Origin of the sequence: Thermophilibacter provencensis (genome assembly GCF_030372065.1) — a bacterium.
GTDB classification, from domain to species: Bacteria; Actinomycetota; Coriobacteriia; order Coriobacteriales; family Atopobiaceae; genus Thermophilibacter; species Thermophilibacter provencensis_A.
The window spans coordinates 38,453-57,311 of the sequence record NZ_JAUDEA010000010.1 but is presented as its reverse complement, the minus strand read 5'-3'; the positions used below and the strand labels follow the sequence as shown (position 1 = coordinate 57,311).

Genomic DNA, 18,859 nt, shown 5'->3' with positions numbered 1-18,859 from the left:
TGGTGGCACGTCTAAGGAGAAGGAATGAACAAGCAGCAGGCGAAGAAGGCCGGTCTCAAGCGCCGCGAGCGCCGCGTCCGCGCCAAGATCTTCGGCACCGCTGAGCGCCCGCGCCTCAGCGTGCACCGCACCAACGCAAACATCTACGCTCAGGTCATCGACGACGCCGACGGCAAGACGATCTGCTCTGCCTCGACCCTCGACCCCGAGTTCCGCGCCACCGGCAAGATCGGCTCCAACAAGGAGGCCGCCGAGTTCGTTGGCGAGCTCGTGGGCAAGCGTGCCGTCGAGAAGGGCGTCACCACGGTCACCTTCGACCGCGGTGGTCGCATCTATCACGGCCGTGTCAAGGCTCTGGCAGACGGTGCCCGCAACGCGGGCCTGAAGTTCTAGGAGGATTCAATGGCACGAGATCGTAAGCGCCAGCAGGACACGGATCTTCAGGAGCGCGTCGTCTTCATCCACCGTGTCTCCAAGACCGTCAAGGGCGGCCGTCGCATGTCCCTCGTCGCCCTCGTTGCCGTCGGTGACGGCAAGGGCAACGTCGGCCTCGGCATGGGCAAGTCCGCCGAGGTGCCCATGGCCATTTCCAAGGGTGTCGAGGACGCCAAGAAGAACATGTTCCACGTGCCCGTCACCGAGGCTGGCACCATTCCCCACACCGTCGAGGGCCACTATGGCGCGGGGCACGTGCTCATCAAGCCGGCCATCGAGGGTACCGGCGTCATCGCTGGCGGCCCCGTCCGCCCGCTCTTCGAGCTCGCCGGCATCACCAACGTGCTCTCCAAGTCTCTCGGCACCAGCAACGCGATGAACATCATCAAGGCTGCCGCCGAGGGCCTGAAGGAGCTCTCCAGCCCCGCCGAGACCGCCGAGCGCCGCGGCCTCACGGTTGGCGAGATGTTCGTCGGGAAGGAGAACTAGTCATGGCTCAGTCCCTCAAGATCAAGCTCGTGCGCAGCGCCGTCGCGTCCGTCAAGAAGGACCAGACCGCTACCTGCCGCGCCCTCGGCCTCCGCAAGATCGGCGACGTCGTCGAGCAGCCGGACAACCCGAGCATCCGTGGAATGATCTTCAAGGTCAAGCACCTTGTTGTCGTGGAAGAGAACTAGGAGTCACTCATGCAGCTCAACGATCTGCGTCCCGCTGAGGGCTCGCGCAAGAACCGCAAGCGCATCGGCCGCGGCAACTCGTCCGGTCACGGCACCACTGCCGGCCGCGGCACCAAGGGCCAGCTTTCCCGCTCCGGAGGCGGCAAGGGCAAGGGCTTCGAGGGTGGCCAGCAGCCGCTCGCGATGCGTCTCCCCAAGCTTCCCGGCTTCATCAACCACAACCGCGTCGAGTACGCCCCGGTGAACGTCGCCCGTCTCGAGGCGCTGTTCGCCGACGGTGAGACCGTCGACGCCGATACCCTGGTTGCCAAGGGCGTCATTAAGCACAACTATGTTCCTGTGAAGGTCCTCGGCGACGGTGAGATCACCAAGAAGCTCACCGTCAAGGTGGACAAGGTCTCCGCCTCCGCAAAGGCTAAGATCGAGGCGGCCGGAGGAAAGGTCGAGCAGGCGTGCTAAAGGGAATCGCCAACGCGTTTCGCGTTCCGGAGCTCAGGCAGAAGCTTCTTCTCACTGCGGCAATCCTGCTGCTGTACCGTTTCGGTGCGTATCTGCCCGTTCCGGGCGCGCCGTTCCAGGACCTGCTCGGCGCCTATCAGGCCGGGCTCTCCTCGAGCGGAGCGATGGCCGTGCTCAACCTGTTCTCAGGTGGCGCGCTTTCCCGCATGTCCGTCTTCAGCCTCGGAATCATGCCCTACATCACGGCTCAGATCATTCTGCAGCTGCTGCAGGCCGTGATTCCCTCCCTGGGCGAGCTTGCCAAGGAGGGCGAGGCCGGTCAGCGTAAGATCACGCAGTACACGCGCTATCTTACGATCGGCCTCGCCCTGCTCAACGCCATTGGCTATCTGTTCCTCTTCAGGAGCTACGGCGTGAGCCTCTCCGGTCTTGCCGCTCCCGAGGTCCTTATCGACATCATGGTCGTTTTCACGATGGTCGTGGGCGCCATGGTCATCATGTGGCTCGGCGAGATCATCACGCAGCGCGGCGTGGGCAACGGCATGTCGCTGATCATCTTCTGCAACATCATGTCCGGCCTGCCCACCTCGCTCATCTCCTCGCTCACGGACACCGGCAGCCTGATCATCACCGTGATCACCCTCATCGTGATCATCGCGATCGTGCCGATCATCGTCTTTGTCGAGCGCGGCCAGCGTCGCATCCCCATCCAGTACGCCAAGCGCGTCGTGGGTCGTCGCATGATGGGCGGCCAGACCACCTACCTGCCGATCAAGGTCAACACGGCCGGCGTGGTCCCGATCATCTTTGCGTCCGCGATTCTCTATCTCCCGGCGCAGCTCGCGGTCTTCTTCCCGTCGGTCGACTGGGTCCAGGCTTTTGCCAACGCCCTCTCCACCGGCTGGATCAACTGGGTGCTGTCGGTTGTTCTCATCGTGGCGTTTGCGTACTTCTACTCCTCGATGGTGTTCAACCCCACGGAGACGGCCGATCAGCTTCGCAAGCAGGGCGGCTTCATCCCCGGCGTTCGTCCCGGCTCCGCCACGGCTGCCTACATCAAGAGCGCCATCGACCACATCACGCTTCCGGGCGCGCTCTTCATGGCCGTCCTCGCCGTGGTGCCGTCGATCATCTTCTCGTTCACCCAGAACCCGCTCATCCAGGCTTTTGGCGGAACCTCTGTGCTCATCATGGTGAGCGTTGCCATGGACACGCTCTCCTCCATCGAGAGCCAGCTCAAGATGCACAATTATGACGGGTTCTTCAAGTAGCCCGTCATAGGAAGACATGCGTAGGAGCACGGCAAGAGAAAGGCGGTCGGCATCATGAACATCGTTCTTCTTGGCGCCCCCGGATCCGGCAAGGGCACCCAGGCCCAGAAGCTCGTCGCGGAGTTTGGCTTTGCCCACATCTCCACCGGCGACCTTCTTCGCTCCGCCATCAAGGAGGGCACCAAGCTCGGCAAGAAGGCCAAGGGCTATATGGATGCCGGCCAGCTCGTCCCCGACGACCTCGTCGTGGACCTGGTGAAGGAGCGTCTCGAGGCCGACGATGCCCAGAAGGGCTTCATCCTCGACGGCTTCCCGCGCAACACCGCGCAGGCCGTCACGCTTGACTCCGAGCTCGCCGCCATGGGTCGCACCCTTGACGCCGCGCTGCTCATCGACGTCAAGTCAGAGGTCATCGTCGAGCGCCTGAGCTCCCGTCGCACCTGCCGCGCCTGCGGCTACACTGCCCCGGCAGGCGTGGACACCTGCCCGCGCTGCGGTGGCGAGATGTACCAGCGTGATGACGACAAGCCCGAGACGATTCAGCGCCGCCTTGACGTCTACGAGACGCAGACGTCGCCGCTGATCGAGTACTATCGCGGCCACTCCATTCTCAAGGAGGTCGACGGCGATCGTCCCGTCGATGAGGTCTACGCCGACGTCAAGGAGCGCCTCGCTCTATGATCAATATCAAGTCTCCTATTGATATCGAGCAGATGAAGGCCGCCGGGGCCCTGTCCAAGGCGGCCCTTCGTCGTGCTGGGGCCCTTGTGCGCCCGGGCGTCTCCACCAAGGAGATCGACCAGATCGTCGAGGGCTTCATCCGGCTCCACGGTGCCGTCCCCACCTTCAAGGGCTACGGCGGCTTCCCCGCGAGCATCTGCTCCTCCGTGAACGAGCAGATCGTTCACGGCATCCCCTCCCCGGCCGCCATCCTCCAGGAGGGTGACATCATCTCCATCGACACCGGAGCCACCTACCAGGGCTGGGTGGGCGACAACGCGTGGACGTTCTACGTGGGCGAGCCCTCTGCCGAGTGGAAGGGGCTCTGCGAGTGCACGCGTGACTGCCTCAAGGCCGCCATCGAGCAGGCCGTTCCCGGAAACCACCTCGGCGACATTGGCGCCGCGGTCCAGGAGCTCGCCGAGAAGAACGGCTACGGGGTCGTCCGTGACTACGTCGGCCACGGCGTTGGCCGCGTCATGCACGAGGACCCCGAGGTCAGAAACTACGGCAGGCGCGGTCGTGGCGTGAAGCTCCAGGCCGGCATGGTCATCGCCATCGAGCCGATGATCACGCTCGGCACCTATCGCTGTCACACGCTCGCCAACGGCTGGACCGTGGTCACCGACGACGGCCTGCCCGCCGCCCACTACGAGAACACGGTTGCCGTCACCGAGGACGGCCCCGTCATTCTCACCGAGGACGAGAAGGGCCCGTGGTGCCCGATGTACGGGGGCGCTGAGGAGTAGGCGCCCTGACAGACAAGCTCCAATTGAGTCCATGTTGTGTTGGTCTGATGCAGCATGGACTCAGTTTTGGATTTTCGGTATGATATTTGGTCGCTGTCAGCGTGTTGAGAGGGAAGTATTTTGAGCAAGCAGGACGCCATCGAGCTTGAGGGCAAGGTCATCGAGCCGCTGCCCAACGCCATGTTCAACGTCGAGCTCGAGAACGGTAAGACCATTCTCTGCACCATCTCCGGCAAGATCAGGATGAACTACATCCGCATCCTGCCGGGCGACCGCGTGGTCGTGGAGATCTCTCCCTACGACCTCACGAGGGGGCGTATCACCTACCGCTACAAGTAGGGCCCCATCACAGCCTGGGATATTCACGCCAGCGGCTGGGCGAGGAGATAGTTCGTATCAGCACTACCGGAAGGAAGACGCATGAAGGTACGTCCTTCGGTCAAGAAGATGTGCGACAAGTGCAAGGTCATTCGTCGCCACGGCAAGGTTTACGTTATTTGCGAGAACCCGCGCCACAAGCAGCGTCAGGGCTAAGGAAGGAGCTCCAGTGCCCCGTATTAACGGCGTCGATCTGCCGCGCGAGAAGCGCGTTGAGATCGGACTCACTTACATCTACGGCATCGGTCAGACCCGCGCCACCAAGATCTGCGCGGAGACCGGCGTCAACCCCGATACCCGCGTCAAGGACCTCACCGAGGACGAGGTCACGAAGATCCGTGACTTCATTGACGCCAACTACACCACCGAGGGCGACCTTCGCCGCGAGGTGCGTCAGAACACCGCCCGTCTGATGGAGATCGGCTGCTACCGCGGCCTCCGTCACCGCAAGGGCCTTCCTGTCCACGGTCAGCGCACCCACACCAACGCTCGCACCCGCAAGGGCAAGAAGCGTCAGATCGGTGCCAAGAAGAGGGGCTAGGGAGTAGACAATGCCGCAGAAGAAGAACCAGCGCACCACCCGCGTGCGCCGCTCCGAGCGCAAGAACATCGCCGTGGGCCAGGCCCACATCAAGAGCACGTTCAACAACACGATCGTCTCGATTACCGACCCCCAGGGCAACGTGATCTCCTGGCAGTCCGGTGGCACCGTCGGCTTCAAGGGCTCCCGCAAGTCCACGCCGTTTGCCGCGCAGCTCGCCGCCGAGGCCGCTGCCAAGGCGGCCATGGAGCACGGCCTGCACAAGGTCGCCGTCTTCGTGAAGGGCCCCGGCTCCGGTCGCGAGACCGCCATCCGTTCCCTCCAGGCCGCCGGCCTCGAGGTTTCGGGCATCCAGGACAAGACCCCCATCGCGCACAACGGTTGCCGTCTGAGCAAGCGTCGCCGCGTGTAGCTAGGAGGAATATCAATGGCTATCGATAGGACCCCGGTCCTCAAGAGGTGCCGTCAGCTCGGCATCGACCCCGTCGTGATGGGCATCAACAAGACCTCCAACCGCGAGCCCAGGCGTCGTCGTCGCCAGGAGAGCGAGTACGGCATGCAGCTTCGCGAGAAGCAGAAGGCCAAGTTCATCTACGGCGTTCTCGAGAAGCAGTTCCGTCACTACTACGTCCTCGCCATGAAGCGCGAGGGCATCACCGGCGACAACCTGATGAGCATCCTCGAGTGCCGTCTTGACAACGTCGTCTTCCGTCTCGGCTTTGCCCGCACCCGCAAGGAGGCCCGCCAGACCGTCCGCCACGGCCACATCACCGTGAACGGCAAGCGCGTCGACATCCCCTCCTACCAGGTGAAGTCCGGCGACGTCATTGCCGTGGCCGACAAGGCCAAGGACCTTCTCCCCATCAAGGAGGCCCTCATCTCCTCCGAGCACATGGCCGTTCCCGCCTGGCTCGAGGTGGACATCGAGAAGCTCAAGGGCACCGTCCTCCAGCTCCCCACGCGCGACCAGATTGACCTTGACATTGACGCGCAGCTGATCGTCGAGCTCTACTCCAAGTAAGCCCGACCAGATTTGGAGGTAGCAATGTCCGAATTCATCCGACCCCAGGTGTCGGTCGAGGAGATAAGCGACAACCTCGCCCGCGTGAGCGCCGAGCCGCTCGAGCGTGGCTATGGTGACACGCTGGGCAACTCCCTGCGCCGCGTCCTGCTGTCCTCGCTCTCGGGCGCTGCGGTCGAGGCCATCCAGATCGATGGCGTTCAGCACGAGTTCACCACCGTCGAGGGCGTCTACGAGGACGTCACCGACATCGTGCTCAACGTCAAGGGCCTGGTCTTCCGCTCCATGGGCATCGGCGACGAGGCCGAGGCGTCCATCTCCGTGGACGGCCCCTGCACCGTCACCGGCGGCGACTTCGAGATTCCCGCCGAGTTTGAGCTCGTCAACCCCGAGCACGTCATCTGCACGCTCGGCGCCGGCTCCCACCTCACTATGAGGATGCGCATCGGCGTGGGCCGCGGCTACGTGTCCGGCGAGGACAACGAGCGCGAGAACGACCCCATCGGGATCATTCACGTCGACTCGCTCTACTCGCCCGTGCGCCGCTGCGCCAAGGCCGTCGAGGCCTGCCGCGTTGGCCGTCACACGGACTACGACCGCCTCGTGCTCGAGGTCGAGACCAACGGCTCCATCACCCCGCGTGAGGCCGTCGTCGAGGCCGCCAACATCATCAACCAGCACATGGCTGCGTTCATGAGCCTGACCGACGAGGACGAGCCCGTCGAGGACTCCTCGATTTTTGCCGCGGGCACCGTGGAGGACAACATCGAGCTTGACAAGCAGATCGAGGACCTGGACCTCTCCGTCCGCTCCTACAACTGCCTCAAGCGCGCTGGCATCCACTCCGTGCGCCAGCTCGTCGAGTTCTCCGAGAACGACCTTCTCAACATCAGAAACTTTGGCGTCAAGTCCATCGAGGAAGTCAAGGACAAGCTCGAGTCCATGGGCCTGTCCCTCAAGGCCTAGGCGCGCCGCCGGATTTAGGAGAAGCAAGAAATGCGACACAACAAGAAGAGGGGCATGAAGCTCGGCACCGACGCGAGCCACACCAAGGCCATGAAGAAGAGCCTTGTCCGCGCCCTGTTTGAGAACGACCGCATCAAGACCATCGACGTTCGCGCCAAGGCCATCCGCGGCGACGTTGACAAGGTCATCACCTGGGCCAAGAAGGGCGACATCGCGAGCCGTCGTCTCGCCATCGCCAAGGTTGGCGACAAGGACATCGTCCGCGAGGTCTTTGAGAAGGCCGCTCAGGGCATGTGGGCCGACCGCAACGGCGGTTACACCCGTATCATGAAGCTCGGCCCCCGCAAGGGCGACGCCGCCGAGATCGTGATCATGGAGCTCGTCACCGAGCCCGTGAAGGCCAAGGCCAAGAAGGCCGCCCCCAAGGCCACCGTCACCAAGGTCGAGGAGGCTCCCGTCGAGGAGCCCAAGGCCGAGGAGGAGGCTCCTGCCGAGGAGACCGCCGCTGAGGAGGCCACCGAGGAGAGCGCCGAGTAACATCGGGCCTTTCGTTGACTCTTTGGGCCCCGGCCACGTGCCGGGGCCTTTTTCGTAAGGAGGTGGGACATGATCGAGGTGAGCGACGCGTGCTTCTCGTACGGGGAGGGGGACGTGCTCGACCATGTCTCGCTGAGCGTTGGGGCCGGGGAGCGCGTGGTTCTTCTCGGTGCCAATGGATCGGGCAAGTCCACGCTGTCGCGCCTGCTTAACGGCTCGCTCGAGCCCACCTCGGGCAACGTGCTGGTGGACGGCCGCACCGATGGCCTGGCCCGTCTGGTGGGTTACGTGCGGCAGGACCCGCGCAACCAGATCGTGAGCTCCGTCGTCTTGGACGAGGTGGCCTTTGGCCCGCGCAACCTTGGCCTTTCTCGTGAGGAGGTCCTGCGGCGCGTTGACGAGGCGCTCGACGCCTGTGGCATTGGTGAGCTGCGCAATCGTGCGACCTCAGAGCTCTCCGGCGGTCAGCAGCAGCTTGTGGCGATTGCCGGCGTCCTTGCCATGCGTCCGCGCTACCTTGTGCTCGATGAGGTTGGAGCACATCTGGACGTGGCTGCCCGCGGGCGCGTCAACGAGGTTGTTGAGCGGCTCGTTGGCAGCGGCGTTGGCGTGCTCGAGATAGCGCATGACCCGCTCGCGCTCTTTGGCGCCGCGCGGGCCGTCGTGATGGAGGGCGGCCGCGTTGCGTGGCAGGGCACACCGCGGGAGCTCCTTAAGAGCGACGATGCGCGCGCCCGCGCCGGATTTGGCGAGGATTCCGTTGCGCGCGCCCTCAGCATTGCCGCGCGGCGGGGGCTTTCCCTGGACTTGCGGCCGGAACCGCACGCCGTGGCACGTTATTTGGTCCGTGAGGACGCTTGTGCCTTTGGGCAATCTCACACGAAGGCGCTTTTCCGACCCTTTTTGGCCTCCAAAATGGCCTTCGCGCGAGGTTCGCATTTTAGCCTCAGGGATGTCTCCCTCGATTTGCGTGGCCTTACGCTTGTGCTTGGCCCCTCCGGCTCCGGAAAGACCACGCTTGCGCGCCTGCTGGCGGGTGTGATGAGCCCCGACGCCGGAGACGTCCTGCTCGACGGGCGACCCGTCCGTGCCGGGCGCGTGGGGCTTGCCTTTCAGCGTCCTGGTGACCAGCTCTTCTGCGAGACCGTCTACGACGACATTGCCTACGGCCCCCGCGCGCGGGGTGCCTCCGAGCGCGACGTGGACGCGGCGGTGCGTGCTGCGGCGGCGAGGCTTGGCGTGGGGGAGGAGCTCTTTGACCGCTCCCCGTTTGATCTCTCCGGAGGGCAGATGCGCCGCGTGGCGCTGGCAGGCGTTGTTGCGTGCGAGTCGGGAGCCTACGTCTTTGACGAGCCAACGGCGGGTCTCGATGGCCCCTCGCGCGCTGAGCTTCGCCGCCTGGTGCACGGCCTCGTTGAGGGCGGCGACCCCGTGGTCCTTGTCACCCATGATGCGGGCGAGTGGCTGGAGGAGGCCACGAGCGTCGCGTTTCTGAGAGACGGTGCCGTGGTCCAGCAGGTTGAGGCGCACGTTGCCGCCTCGAGTCCGGAGCTCTTCGTGGCGGTGGGCCTTGAGGCCCCGTTCATGGTGGAGCTTCGCGCGGAGCTCGAGGGGGGAGCGGAGCATGCTTAGGCCGCGCGTCCCGGGCGCCTACGCCCCGGGCAGCACCCCTCTGCACCGCCTTGACCCGCGGGTCAAGCTCATGATGCTCCTCGTGGCCACGGTGGCAACCTTTGCCGCCCCCGCCCCGTTGGGCCTGCTCATGATGACCGTAGGCCTTGCCGCCGCCCTCGTGGCGAGCAGGACCTCCCCGGCAACGGTGCTCATGGGGCTGCGCCCGGCCGCGGTCGTTCTCGCGCTCTCGGTTGCCTCCAACGCGCTCGTGCTCGTGGGCCAGCCGGGCTTCTCGCCCGACGGCCTGGTAAGGGGCGCGCTCGTGGTGTGCCGGATTGCGCTGGTGGTGGGTTTTGCGCTGTCCTTCTCGTCCACGACGCCGCCCCCCGCTATCGCGGACGGCCTGGCGGCCCTCATGGCGCCGCTTCGTCGTGTGGGCGTGCCCGTGGGCGCCATTGCGATGTCCGCCTCCGTGGCGCTGCGGTTCATTCCGCTCACGGTTGAGGAGGTTGACCGGATCCGCTGCGCCCAGCGCGCTCGCGGCGCCCTGCTCGACGAGGGTGGGCCGCTGCGCCGCCTGCGGGGCTGGGGACAGGTCCTGGTGCCGCTTGTGGTGGGCCTCTTCCGCCGGGCGGACGAGCTGGCGAGTGCCATGACGGACCGCTGCTACACCGGCGAGCAGACCGCACTTCTCGGCCCGCTGGCGCGCCGCGAGTTGGTGGTGCTTATCGGCGCGGTGGCATGGGCCGTGGCGGCGGCGCTCCTATAGGGGCGGCTCGCGAACGGTTTGCGCCCCGGAAACGTCCACAACTCGCCCCAACGAGAAGAACGGGCGGCGTGCGGACGGTTTGGAACGGCGAGAAGTGCGGGCGGCGCGCGGACGCGTGTTACCCTAGGGTGCGAAGGAGGAACCCATGTCCGAAAGCGAAGGCGCAACGCTGGTCATACGGCTCGGCTACCGTGGGGCGGACTTTGCCGGCTTTGCGGAGCAGCCGGGCGGCGTGCGCACCGTGGCCGGCGAGCTGCGGCGCGCGCTGGAGACCGCGCTGCGCCGCCCGTGTGAGCTCGCCTGTGCCGGCAGAACGGACGCGGGGGTCCACGCCCTCTCTCAGTACGTGAGCGTGCCCATGGGTGTGGACGAGCTTGAGCTCCCGGGCGCCCGCCTCACGCGCTCGCTCGTGGCGCTCACGCCGGACGACATCTCCATCCGCGGGCTCTACCGCGCCCCCGCGGGCTTCTCGGCGCGCTTTGACGCCCTGAGCCGCAGCTATCGGTATCGAATCGCCACCTCCGAGGCTCGGCCCGTCCTGGCCTGGGACCACGCGTGGTGGTATCGGGGCGCGCTCGACGTTGACGCCATGTCCGCCGCCGCACGCACGCTCGTCGGCGAGCACGACTTCAAGAGCTTCTGCAAGGCCATCTCCGCGGTCGATAAGCCCACCTGCCGCTTTGTGGGAGCGCTCGACGTCCGGCGCGCCGAGGAGGCGGGCGAGGAGCTTGTGGCCATAGACATCACCGGAAACGCCTTCCTCCACAACATGGTGCGCACCATAGCGGGCACGCTCGTGGAGGTGGGCCGCGGCCATCGGGACCCGTCCTGGGTGGCAGAGGTGCTCGCGGCGCGCGACCGCGCCGCCGCCGGCCCCTGCGCGCCCGCGAAAGGACTCACCTTCGTGGGGGTAGAATACCCCGAGAACCTGCTGACGCCCTGGGAGTAGGGCGTCTCACCCTGGAGGCAACAACTTGGACCTTCTGCTGCATGTGCTCGAGCACAGCTTCTTTGACACGCTGGCGCTCGTTCCGTTTCTGTTTCTGACCTACCTCGCCATGGAGGCCATCGAGCACTCCGCCAGCGCCCACGTGCAGGCCGCGGTGGAGCGCTCCGGCAAGGCCGGGCCCGTGGTGGGCTCCCTTCTCGGCGCGCTTCCCCAGTGCGGCTTCTCCGCCATGGCGGCCACCCTCTACGCGGGGCGCGTGGTGACGGCGGGCACGCTCGTGGCGGTGATCCTCTCCACCTCGGACGAGATGGTGCCCGTGTTTCTTGCCCATCAGGAGCCCGTGACGCGCATGCTGGCGATCATGGCCGTCAAGGTGGTCGTGGGCGTTGCGGTCGGCCTGCTCGTTGACGTTGCCCTGCGCGCCTGGCACCGTGCCGGCGACGGCCACCTGCACATCCACGAGCTCTGCGAGCGCGAGCACTGCCACTGTGACGACGACGCCAACGACCACGGCCACGAGCACGGTCACGGCCGCTGGGCCATCGTGCGCTCCGCCCTCGTGCACACCGCCCAGGTGACCTTCTTCATCTTTGTGGTCACCTTCGTCTTTGGCCTGATCATCGAGTACGTGGGTCAGGACGCCCTGGGCGCGCTGCTCGCCAACCACCCCGTGCGCGCAACGTTTCTTGCCGCGCTCATCGGGCTGATTCCCAACTGCGGTGCCAGCGTTGCCGTCACGGAGCTCTACCTCGACGGCGTCCTTGCCACCGGTCCCATGCTCGCGGGGCTTCTCGCCTCGGGCGGGGTGGGCCTGCTCGTGCTGTGGCGCACCAACGCGAGCGCGGGCCAAAACGCGATCATCACCGCCTTTGTCTACGGCGTGGCCGTTGCGGTGGGTCTTTTTGCGGGCGCCTTGGGTATCCTGTTCTAAAGGGCTGCTGAAAGGGGGCGTTCCATGGCAAGGAGGCGCGAGAGGTTCGAGCGGAGCGACGTGCCGCGGCCAAGCGCGCTGAGGAGCGCCGTGGGCGCCGTGGTGTGCGTCGTGGTCCTGGCGGGGGCGGCGGCGATTGGCTACCTTGCCTGGACGCGCGCGACGCTCGAGAGCCACCTGGAGGACTCGTTCCTCGTTGACGCCGTGGCCGACCAGGGCTCCTTCGTGGTCCCCGACGGGGGCTACGCCGCCTCGGCAGACGAGCACGAGTGCGTGCTGCTCCTCACGGCAAGCTCGCTCGACGAGGGCGCGTCGCTCGAGTCCGCCCAGATTCTGGCGATAAACACGACGCAGGGCACGGCGAGTCTCGCAAACGTCCCGCTTGACGCGCGAGTCGGTAGCTCCGAGACGCCCACCACGCTCTCCGAGCTCTTCTCCGCCGAGGGCGCGGCCGCCGTGGTGGAGCCCGTTGCGAGCGCGGCAAACGTGAGCCTCTCGCACGTCATCGTGGCAACGGACAACGTCCTCTCGGAGGTGGCCGCCGCCGCGGGGACAAGCGCGGACGAGCTGCTGAGAAGTGCCGCGGGGCTGCTCTCCGCCATGAGGACGGACTGCAACGCCGAGGATCTTCTCGCCCTTGCCGAGAAGATCGCGTCCGTTGGGGCGGCGGGCCTCTCCGCAACGGACGCGCCCCTCGTTCCCGAGACCACAACCGACGATGAGGGCAACGTCACCGAGACCGGCTACCAGGTGATCGACCGCGCCCAGCTCGGGCTTGCCCTGGGGCTTCTCGCCCCCGCCGCCTAGTGTGCTCATTTTGCCGAGGAGGGCGGCGAGCGCTTTGTGCGCCCCGCGCGCTGATACTCTTGGAACTGTGCTCTGACGCGCGGTTTCTCAAGATGGGATGGTGCGGGCGGTGCCGCATTTCACGCCAACAATGCCGGACGTATCGGTGCTCATGGTTGCCCATGATGCCGAGAAGACCGTGCGGCGCGCCGTCGAGAGCATCCAGAACCAGACCCTCAGAAACCTCGAGCTCATCGTAGTGGACGCCGGGTCCTCGGACTCCACGCTGCGCCAGCTCGAGACCATGTCCGAGCGCGACATCAGGGTCGAGGTGGTCCGCGCCGGCGCGTGCAGCCGCCAGGAGGGGCTCGACCTCGCCCTGGAACGTGCGCGCGGCACGTACCTCGCGGTGATGGACCCCGATGCCGTCATGCGCCCGACGATGCTCTCCGCGATGCTCGCGCTGGCGAGCGACAAGTCCCTCGACCTCGTCATCGGTGGGTTCACCCTCGCCCTCTCGGACCGCGGCACCCCGCTCGGCGAGCGCGCGGTGGCCACGGAGGACGTCTCCTATCCCACCCAGCACGACTTCCGGGCAGACTCCTGGCGGCTGCTCTCCTCGGGGCAGCTCCTCCCCGCAAGCGCCAAGCTCTTCTCGCGCGCGTGGGTGACGTCGTGCGGCGCGCGCTTCTCGGCGGACCCGCAGACCGACCACGCCTTTGTGGCCGGCGTCCTAAGGGACGTGGAGCGCGTCGGCGTGCTCTCGGGGGAGTGCTGCCGCGTTGAGCGGGCGCTCGTTCCCCCGCGCCGCATTGGGGGCGTGCCCAACAGCTACCTGCGCCTGGAGCGCGAGCACAACGTGCTGCTGGGCCTCTACCGGCACTGGGGGCTCGATGGCGACGCCGCGAGCATGGGCACCCTGCAGAACCGCTACGTGGAGCAGCTCGTGGCGTGCGTCGAGGAGGTGTGCGGCTCCCGCGCCGGCTCGAGCGCGGCGGAGCAGAGAAGGGTCGTCTCGGCCATGCTCGGCACCGAGCACGCGCGCCTGGCGGTGAGCGTGGCGCGTCCCATGGGGAGCCACGTGCGCTCGATGCTCGTTCCCATACGCTCGCAAAACGTCGCGCTCGTCTGCGCCCAGGCACGCCTGCTCTCGCTGCTCTGGCACGGTCGCGCCACGGACATGGTGCCGGACCTCTTTGTGTGAGCCGTCCCCCTGCCCTTGCGCCGCCTAGCCGATGCGCCGCTCGCGGCTCCTGGCCGTCTTGAGGGCAAACGAGAGGCCGTTTGTCCTAATGCGATAGAGCGCCTCGCCGGCAAGGTGGAGGAGGTGCCCCGCGCGCCCGCCGCGTGGCTCGGGAAGGCCCCTCACCTGCGCGTAGAGCCGCTTTCCCGCGGGGCTGATGGTGCGGTCCGAGAGGACGAGCTCGGGCTCGAGGCGCTCCATGGAGCTGGTGACGAGCTCGCGCACGCCGGGCGCGTCCATGCCCGCCCCCTCGACGGTGATGAGCGAGTAGTTCACGCCGCGCAGCGCGAGCGCCGCGAGCACCCGACGGTCCTCGACCCCCGCGAGAGCGGCCACGTCCATCATCTCGTTCCAGCGCTCGAGCGGTGTGAGCGGGGAGCGGCCGGCAAAGGACTCCGCCTCGCGCAGGTCGCGCTCCACGTAGTCGTAGACGCACGCGTCCGTGTAGACGATGCGGTCCGTCTGAAAGAGCGAGCTCGCAAGAAACGGGTTGTCCACCCAGCCCGCGCCGGGGACCTCCACAAAGCGGATCTTGCGCTCGTTCAGGTACTCCCTGCGGTAGATGGCGGACCAGATGGCGGGGTGGTGGCGCAGGAGCTCGGCGGCGTCGCCAATGGCGCACGGCTGGCGGCGCGGACGCACGCGCCCACGATACGGGCAGTTCACGCGGCTCGTCTCGGCGCCCGTCTCGTCGAGGAAGATGCGCCAGTACGCGCCCTTTGCCACGTCGACCCCCTCGGCCCCGCCGTACTTCTCGGCGCAGGACAGGAGGTCCGCGTAGGCCGTGGGCTCGAGCGTGTCGTCCGGCTCGACGATGGAGACCCACGTGCCGCGCGCGATGTCTATGCCGCGGTTGCAGGACGCGCCGTAGCCCTCGTTGGGCTTGTCGACAAGGACGATGCGCGTGTCACGGGCGGCATGGTCGCGGATGATCTGGGCGGAGGAGTCGGTGGAGCCGTCGTTGACGCAGATGATCTCGAGGGCGTCGTGCGTCTGGGACTCGATGCTCGCGAGGCAGCGGTCGAGGGTCTTCTCGGCGTTGTAAATGGGTAGTATGACCGAGACCAGGCGTTGCCCGGCGTTTGTAGCGGAAACGTTCATACGCCCTCCCTGCAACGTGGCGCCCGTACGGGCTACCCTATAATACTAGGGGTTGTCCATCTGCCGGTCGCGGAGAGGCTCGAAAGGGGTGAGGCATGCGCCGACCTGCCATCATCATCGTGACGTACAAGCGTCAGCAGCTGCTCGAGCAGGTGCTCGGCTCCATCCTGGAGCTGCGGACCGCCCCGTGGCGCGTCGTGGTGGTGGACAACGAGAACTCCGCGCAGACGCAGGAGATCGTCGCCTCGTTTGGCGAGCGTGCGGACGAGCTCTGGGGGAGGATGGCCCAGGACCCCGACTCCGAGGGCGGGACCTCCCGCGCGGTCTATGATCCCATGCCCGAGAACACCGGCGGCTCCGGTGGCTTCTCCGAGGGCGTGAGGCGCGCCTACGAGCTGGGCGCGGACTGGTTCTGGGTCATGGACGACGACGTCACGGTGCTCCCCGAGGGGCTTGACGTCCTGGAGCGCTGGAGCCACGAGGCCGAGGCCATCATGGGTCAGCGCAGGGACTTTGACGGCGGCCACTTCTACTGGCAGCACCGATTCTCCACGACGCTTGGGATCTATAACCCCTTCTCGCGCGACCGCTGGCGTCCCGGCGAGCGCTTCAAGCTGTGCAACGTGCTGTGCTTTGAGGGCTGCTGCTTCTCAAGGCGCGTGGTCGAGCAGATCGGCCTGCCCGACGCCCGCTTCTTTATCTATCTTGACGACGCGCTCTACGGCTACCTGGCAAGCAAGGTCACCGACGTCATCTACGTGCCCGACTACATCCTCTCGCGCAGCCGCGAGATTCCCAACCAGGGGATCGGCTCGGTGCGTCAGCTCAACTCGACCTCGGACATGACGCGCTACTACATCACGCGCAACCGCGGCTACCTGGCGCGCTACTTCCAGGTGTACGGCGACTACAACCCGGCCGGGTTTGCCCTCGGGACGCTGCTCACGTTTGCCAAGGAGTTCGCGCGGATTCTCATGGTCGACCGTGGCTGCGTGGTCTCCGGGACCAAGCGGCTGTTTGCCGGCTGGCGGGCCGCCCGTCAGATTCAGAGGGACCCCTCCTGGGAGCCGGTTTCCCCACTCGGGTAGGTCTTCTTTCCTGCGCGCTTACGTCGTACAATAAAATATTGTGTTCGCAAGCGGAGAGGACGGTAGACCTGTGGCCGAGAAGAGGGACTTTCTCGATGAGCTCATAGACCTTCAGAGCGACTGGCGCTCGCTCAAGGAGGTTCCCAACTCCATGATGAGCTCGCTCGTTGGCGAGGACGGCGAGCGCAAGGTCTTTAACCCCGCCGACTACAAGGAGAAGCCCTTCGCCAACTCCACGCGCTGCCTGCGCGGGGCGGCGGACCGCGACGACATCTGCTCGCGCTGCCTTGACGTGTGCCCCACGCACGCGATTACCGTCCACAAGAAGTCCGTGACCATCAACGAGGACTGCCGCAGGTGCGGTCTGTGCGTGACGGCGTGCCCCACGGAGGTCTTCTCCACGCGCCGTCACATGCCGCGCCAGGTCTACGATCAGATCGCGCGCGCCGCATCCTCCTACGAGCAGTGCTACGTGACGTGCACCCGCGCGCTCAAGAGGCTCCCCAAGGGCAACGAGGTCGTGCTTGCCTGCGTGGGCGCCATCTCGCGCGACCTGTGGTTCTCGCTGCTCGCTGACTACGACAACATCAACGTCTACCTGCCCGTGGGCATCTGCGACCGCTGTCGAACCACCACCGGTGAGGAGGTCTACGCAGACCAGATTGCCACGGCGGAGGAGTGGGCCGACGCGGGGCTTGGCCTGGTGGCCGACGAGCGGGAGATGACCCACGAGTTCACGCGCGCCTACAAGCGCAGCCAGTTTGTGAGCGGGGCCATCCACTCAGCCGAACGGCTGGTCACGCGCACCAACCCCGCCCTTGCCGGCGCCAAGGCGGTGGCCAAGAAGCTCTCTGACCACACGCAGCGGCTCAACCGCCTCCAGAAGGAGCTTGAGAACGCCGTGGGCGCCAAGACCTCAACCAGCCGCATGCGCACGCTCACGCAGGGCCGCAAGCTCGTGATGGGCGCGCTCCAGCACAACGATGACCTCGCGCGCTTTGTGAAGCTCGAGGTGCCCGTGTGGGACTCCACGCTGTGCACCGCCTGCGGCGACTGCGCGCGGGCCTGCTCGGTCCACGCGCTCGACATCAACAAGGCAGGCGTGGTCACCATCCAGAACCCGTACTGCGTGAACTGCGGCGCATGCGTGATGGTGTGCGAGGAGGGCGCGCTGGTCATGGAGTCGCTCGACGCGAGCGAGCTCGTGATTCCCGACAAGGTGGCCGAGGAGGTGGCGCGCAAGAAGGCCGAGGCCAAGGTGCGCGCCAACGAGTACGTGGAGAAGGGCAAGAAGCAGCTCAACCGCGCGGCGGACGCGCTCGAGAAGCTCGCGGATGACGACGGCGCGGGCGCCCCCAGCTCCCAGAAGAGCGAGAAGTAAGGAGAAGGACGTGCCTCTCTCGATTGGCATCGTGGGCCTGCCCAACGTGGGCAAGTCGACCCTGTTCACCGCGCTTACCAAGAAGGGCGGCCTCGCGGCCAACTACCCCTTTGCCACGATCGACCCCAACGTGGGCATCGTGGACGTGCCGGACGAGCGCCTCGGCAAACTGGCGGAGATCGTGCACCCCGGGCGCATTGTGCCGGCCACGGTTGAGTTTGTGGACATCGCGGGCCTGGTCAAGGGGGCCAACGAGGGCGAGGGCCTGGGCAACCAGTTCCTGGCCAACATCCGCGAGACCGACGCCATCTGCGAGGTGGTGCGCTACTTCACAGACCCCAACGTCATGCGCGAGGTCGGGCGCGTGGGCGAGTTCGTTGACCCCGCGGGTGACGCCGACACCATCATGACCGAGCTTATCCTGGCCGACATCCAGAGCTTGGAGAAGCAGCTCCCGCGCCTGGAGAAGGATGCCAAGCGCGACAAGGAGCTTGCGGTGAAGGCCGACGTAGCGCGCCGCCTGCTCGACTGGCTGAACGAGGGCAACCGCGCCGCCACGATGGAGATGACCGACGAGGAGCGTGCCGAGGCGCGTGGTCTCTTCCTGCTCACGATGAAGCCGATCCTCTACGTGGCCAACGTCGACGAGGACCAGCTGGGGGAGGAGCTTGCCCCCATCGACGGCGTGACGCCGATCCCCATCTGCGCCAAGGTTGAGGCCGAGCTCTCCGAGCTCGAGCCCGAGGAGGCCGCCGAGTACCTGGCGGACCTAGGTCTGGAGAAGAGCGGCCTGGAGACGCTCGCGCAGGCGGCATACAGGCTGCTCGGCCTGCAGAGCTACTTCACCGCGGGCGAGATGGAGGTCAAGGCCTGGACTGTGCGCATTGGTGCCAAGGCCCCCGAGGCCGCCGGCGTCATCCACTCGGACTTTGAGCGCGGCTTCATCAAGGCCGAGGTGGCCAGCTACGGGGACTACGTCGCGCTCGGCGGCGAGGCCGGCTGCAAGAACGCCGGCAAGCTCCGCATCGAGGGCAAGGACTACGTCGTCCAGGACGGCGACGTCATGCACTTTCGCTTCAACGTGTAACCGCACTCCCGCCGCGGGGGCGGCAGCTTGGTGACAAGGGCGACGGGGTAGATTATGACAAAGGTGACAGGGTAGATTGTCACCATGAAGCCCATGGTGACAATCTACCCTGTCACCTTTGTCATAATCTACCCCGTCGCCCTTGTCACCACCCTT

The 18,859-nt window shown here is 66.3% G+C and carries 24 protein-coding genes; 23 read left to right on the top strand and 1 reads right to left on the bottom strand.

Going from position 1 to position 18,859, the window contains the following annotated elements:
* Positions 1-24: 24 nt before the first annotated feature.
* The 20 genes from rplR to QUW25_RS07205 all read left to right on the top strand — a co-directional run bounded on the left by rplR (position 25) and on the right by QUW25_RS07205 (position 14,007).
* On the top strand, positions 25-393 hold the full coding sequence (gene rplR / locus QUW25_RS07300) for a 50S ribosomal protein L18 (RefSeq protein ID WP_075279267.1): 369 nt from the start codon (positions 25-27) through the stop codon (positions 391-393).
* Between the two features lie 9 nt (positions 394-402).
* Positions 403-924: a 30S ribosomal protein S5 gene (gene rpsE, locus QUW25_RS07295; protein ID WP_289511552.1), complete on the top strand. Its 522-nt coding sequence runs from the start codon at positions 403-405 to the stop codon at positions 922-924.
* A gap of 2 nt (positions 925-926) precedes the next feature.
* On the top strand, positions 927-1,112 hold the full coding sequence (rpmD, locus tag QUW25_RS07290; protein WP_087227327.1) for a 50S ribosomal protein L30: 186 nt from the start codon (positions 927-929) through the stop codon (positions 1,110-1,112).
* A gap of 9 nt (positions 1,113-1,121) precedes the next feature.
* Positions 1,122-1,571 (top strand): 50S ribosomal protein L15, encoded by a 450-nt coding sequence (rplO, locus tag QUW25_RS07285; RefSeq protein ID WP_289511551.1) that lies wholly within the window; start codon positions 1,122-1,124, stop codon positions 1,569-1,571.
* Entirely contained in the window at positions 1,565-2,842 is a 1,278-nt protein-coding gene (gene secY / locus QUW25_RS07280) for a preprotein translocase subunit SecY (protein WP_289511550.1), read from the top strand. The genes rplO and secY overlap by 7 nt, the downstream gene beginning before the upstream one ends.
* 54 nt (positions 2,843-2,896) lie before the next feature.
* Positions 2,897-3,523 carry an adenylate kinase gene (locus tag QUW25_RS07275; protein ID WP_289511549.1) on the top strand — a complete coding sequence of 209 codons (627 nt, stop codon included), beginning with the start codon at positions 2,897-2,899 and terminating at the stop codon, positions 3,521-3,523.
* Positions 3,520-4,311, top strand: a complete 792-nt coding sequence (map, locus tag QUW25_RS07270) for a type I methionyl aminopeptidase (protein ID WP_289511548.1) — start codon at positions 3,520-3,522, stop codon at positions 4,309-4,311. Before QUW25_RS07275 ends, map begins: the two co-directional genes overlap by 4 nt.
* Positions 4,312-4,431: 120 nt before the next feature.
* Positions 4,432-4,650 (top strand): translation initiation factor IF-1, encoded by a 219-nt coding sequence (gene infA, locus QUW25_RS07265; RefSeq protein WP_127816908.1) that lies wholly within the window; start codon positions 4,432-4,434, stop codon positions 4,648-4,650.
* An 81-nt stretch (positions 4,651-4,731) separates the two neighbouring features.
* On the top strand, positions 4,732-4,845 hold the full coding sequence (rpmJ, locus tag QUW25_RS07260) for a 50S ribosomal protein L36 (RefSeq protein WP_002563183.1): 114 nt from the start codon (positions 4,732-4,734) through the stop codon (positions 4,843-4,845).
* Positions 4,846-4,858: 13 nt separating this feature from the next.
* A complete protein-coding gene (gene rpsM, locus QUW25_RS07255; protein WP_289511547.1) occupies positions 4,859-5,230 on the top strand; it encodes a 30S ribosomal protein S13 in 372 nt (123 codons plus the stop codon).
* A 10-nt stretch (positions 5,231-5,240) separates the two neighbouring features.
* Positions 5,241-5,642 carry a 30S ribosomal protein S11 gene (rpsK, locus tag QUW25_RS07250; protein ID WP_075279274.1) on the top strand — a complete coding sequence of 134 codons (402 nt, stop codon included), beginning with the start codon at positions 5,241-5,243 and terminating at the stop codon, positions 5,640-5,642.
* A gap of 15 nt (positions 5,643-5,657) precedes the next feature.
* The gene (gene rpsD, locus QUW25_RS07245) at positions 5,658-6,251 is read left to right on the top strand and encodes a 30S ribosomal protein S4 (RefSeq protein WP_289511546.1); all 594 of its coding nucleotides are present in this window, start codon (positions 5,658-5,660) and stop codon (positions 6,249-6,251) included.
* Positions 6,252-6,275: 24 nt separating this feature from the next.
* On the top strand, positions 6,276-7,217 hold the full coding sequence (locus tag QUW25_RS07240; RefSeq protein ID WP_289511545.1) for a DNA-directed RNA polymerase subunit alpha: 942 nt from the start codon (positions 6,276-6,278) through the stop codon (positions 7,215-7,217).
* 30 nt (positions 7,218-7,247) lie between these two features.
* Positions 7,248-7,754, top strand: coding sequence for a 50S ribosomal protein L17 (gene rplQ / locus QUW25_RS07235; RefSeq protein WP_289511544.1), 507 nt, complete (start codon positions 7,248-7,250; stop codon positions 7,752-7,754).
* A 69-nt stretch (positions 7,755-7,823) separates the two neighbouring features.
* Complete coding sequence (locus QUW25_RS07230; protein WP_289511543.1) at positions 7,824-9,386, top strand: ABC transporter ATP-binding protein; 1,563 nt, start codon at positions 7,824-7,826, stop codon at positions 9,384-9,386.
* On the top strand, positions 9,379-10,137 hold the full coding sequence (locus tag QUW25_RS07225) for an energy-coupling factor transporter transmembrane component T family protein (protein ID WP_289511542.1): 759 nt from the start codon (positions 9,379-9,381) through the stop codon (positions 10,135-10,137). Before QUW25_RS07230 ends, QUW25_RS07225 begins: the two co-directional genes overlap by 8 nt.
* A gap of 145 nt (positions 10,138-10,282) precedes the next feature.
* Positions 10,283-11,086 (top strand): tRNA pseudouridine(38-40) synthase TruA, encoded by an 804-nt coding sequence (gene truA / locus QUW25_RS07220; RefSeq protein WP_289511541.1) that lies wholly within the window; start codon positions 10,283-10,285, stop codon positions 11,084-11,086.
* 25 nt (positions 11,087-11,111) lie between these two features.
* A complete protein-coding gene (locus tag QUW25_RS07215) occupies positions 11,112-12,017 on the top strand; it encodes a putative manganese transporter (RefSeq protein ID WP_289511540.1) in 906 nt (301 codons plus the stop codon).
* A 24-nt stretch (positions 12,018-12,041) separates the two neighbouring features.
* Complete coding sequence (locus QUW25_RS07210) at positions 12,042-12,824, top strand: hypothetical protein (protein WP_289511539.1); 783 nt, start codon at positions 12,042-12,044, stop codon at positions 12,822-12,824.
* A 109-nt stretch (positions 12,825-12,933) separates the two neighbouring features.
* Entirely contained in the window at positions 12,934-14,007 is a 1,074-nt protein-coding gene (locus tag QUW25_RS07205) for a glycosyltransferase family 2 protein (RefSeq protein ID WP_289511538.1), read from the top strand.
* Between the two features lie 24 nt (positions 14,008-14,031).
* Here QUW25_RS07205 and QUW25_RS07200 read toward each other — a convergent pair whose 3' ends face one another.
* Positions 14,032-15,147: a glycosyltransferase gene (locus tag QUW25_RS07200; RefSeq protein ID WP_289511537.1), complete on the bottom strand. Its 1,116-nt coding sequence runs from the start codon at positions 15,145-15,147 to the stop codon at positions 14,032-14,034.
* A gap of 95 nt (positions 15,148-15,242) precedes the next feature.
* Between QUW25_RS07200 and QUW25_RS07195 the strand changes: the two genes are divergently transcribed.
* From QUW25_RS07195 to ychF, 3 genes are all read left to right on the top strand, one after another.
* The gene (locus QUW25_RS07195; protein WP_289511536.1) at positions 15,243-16,235 is read left to right on the top strand and encodes a glycosyltransferase; all 993 of its coding nucleotides are present in this window, start codon (positions 15,243-15,245) and stop codon (positions 16,233-16,235) included.
* Between the two features lie 70 nt (positions 16,236-16,305).
* Positions 16,306-17,616: a 4Fe-4S binding protein gene (locus tag QUW25_RS07190; RefSeq protein ID WP_289511535.1), complete on the top strand. Its 1,311-nt coding sequence runs from the start codon at positions 16,306-16,308 to the stop codon at positions 17,614-17,616.
* 10 nt (positions 17,617-17,626) lie between these two features.
* Positions 17,627-18,703, top strand: coding sequence for a redox-regulated ATPase YchF (gene ychF, locus QUW25_RS07185; protein ID WP_289511534.1), 1,077 nt, complete (start codon positions 17,627-17,629; stop codon positions 18,701-18,703).
* The last annotated feature ends 156 nt before the right edge of the window (positions 18,704-18,859 follow it).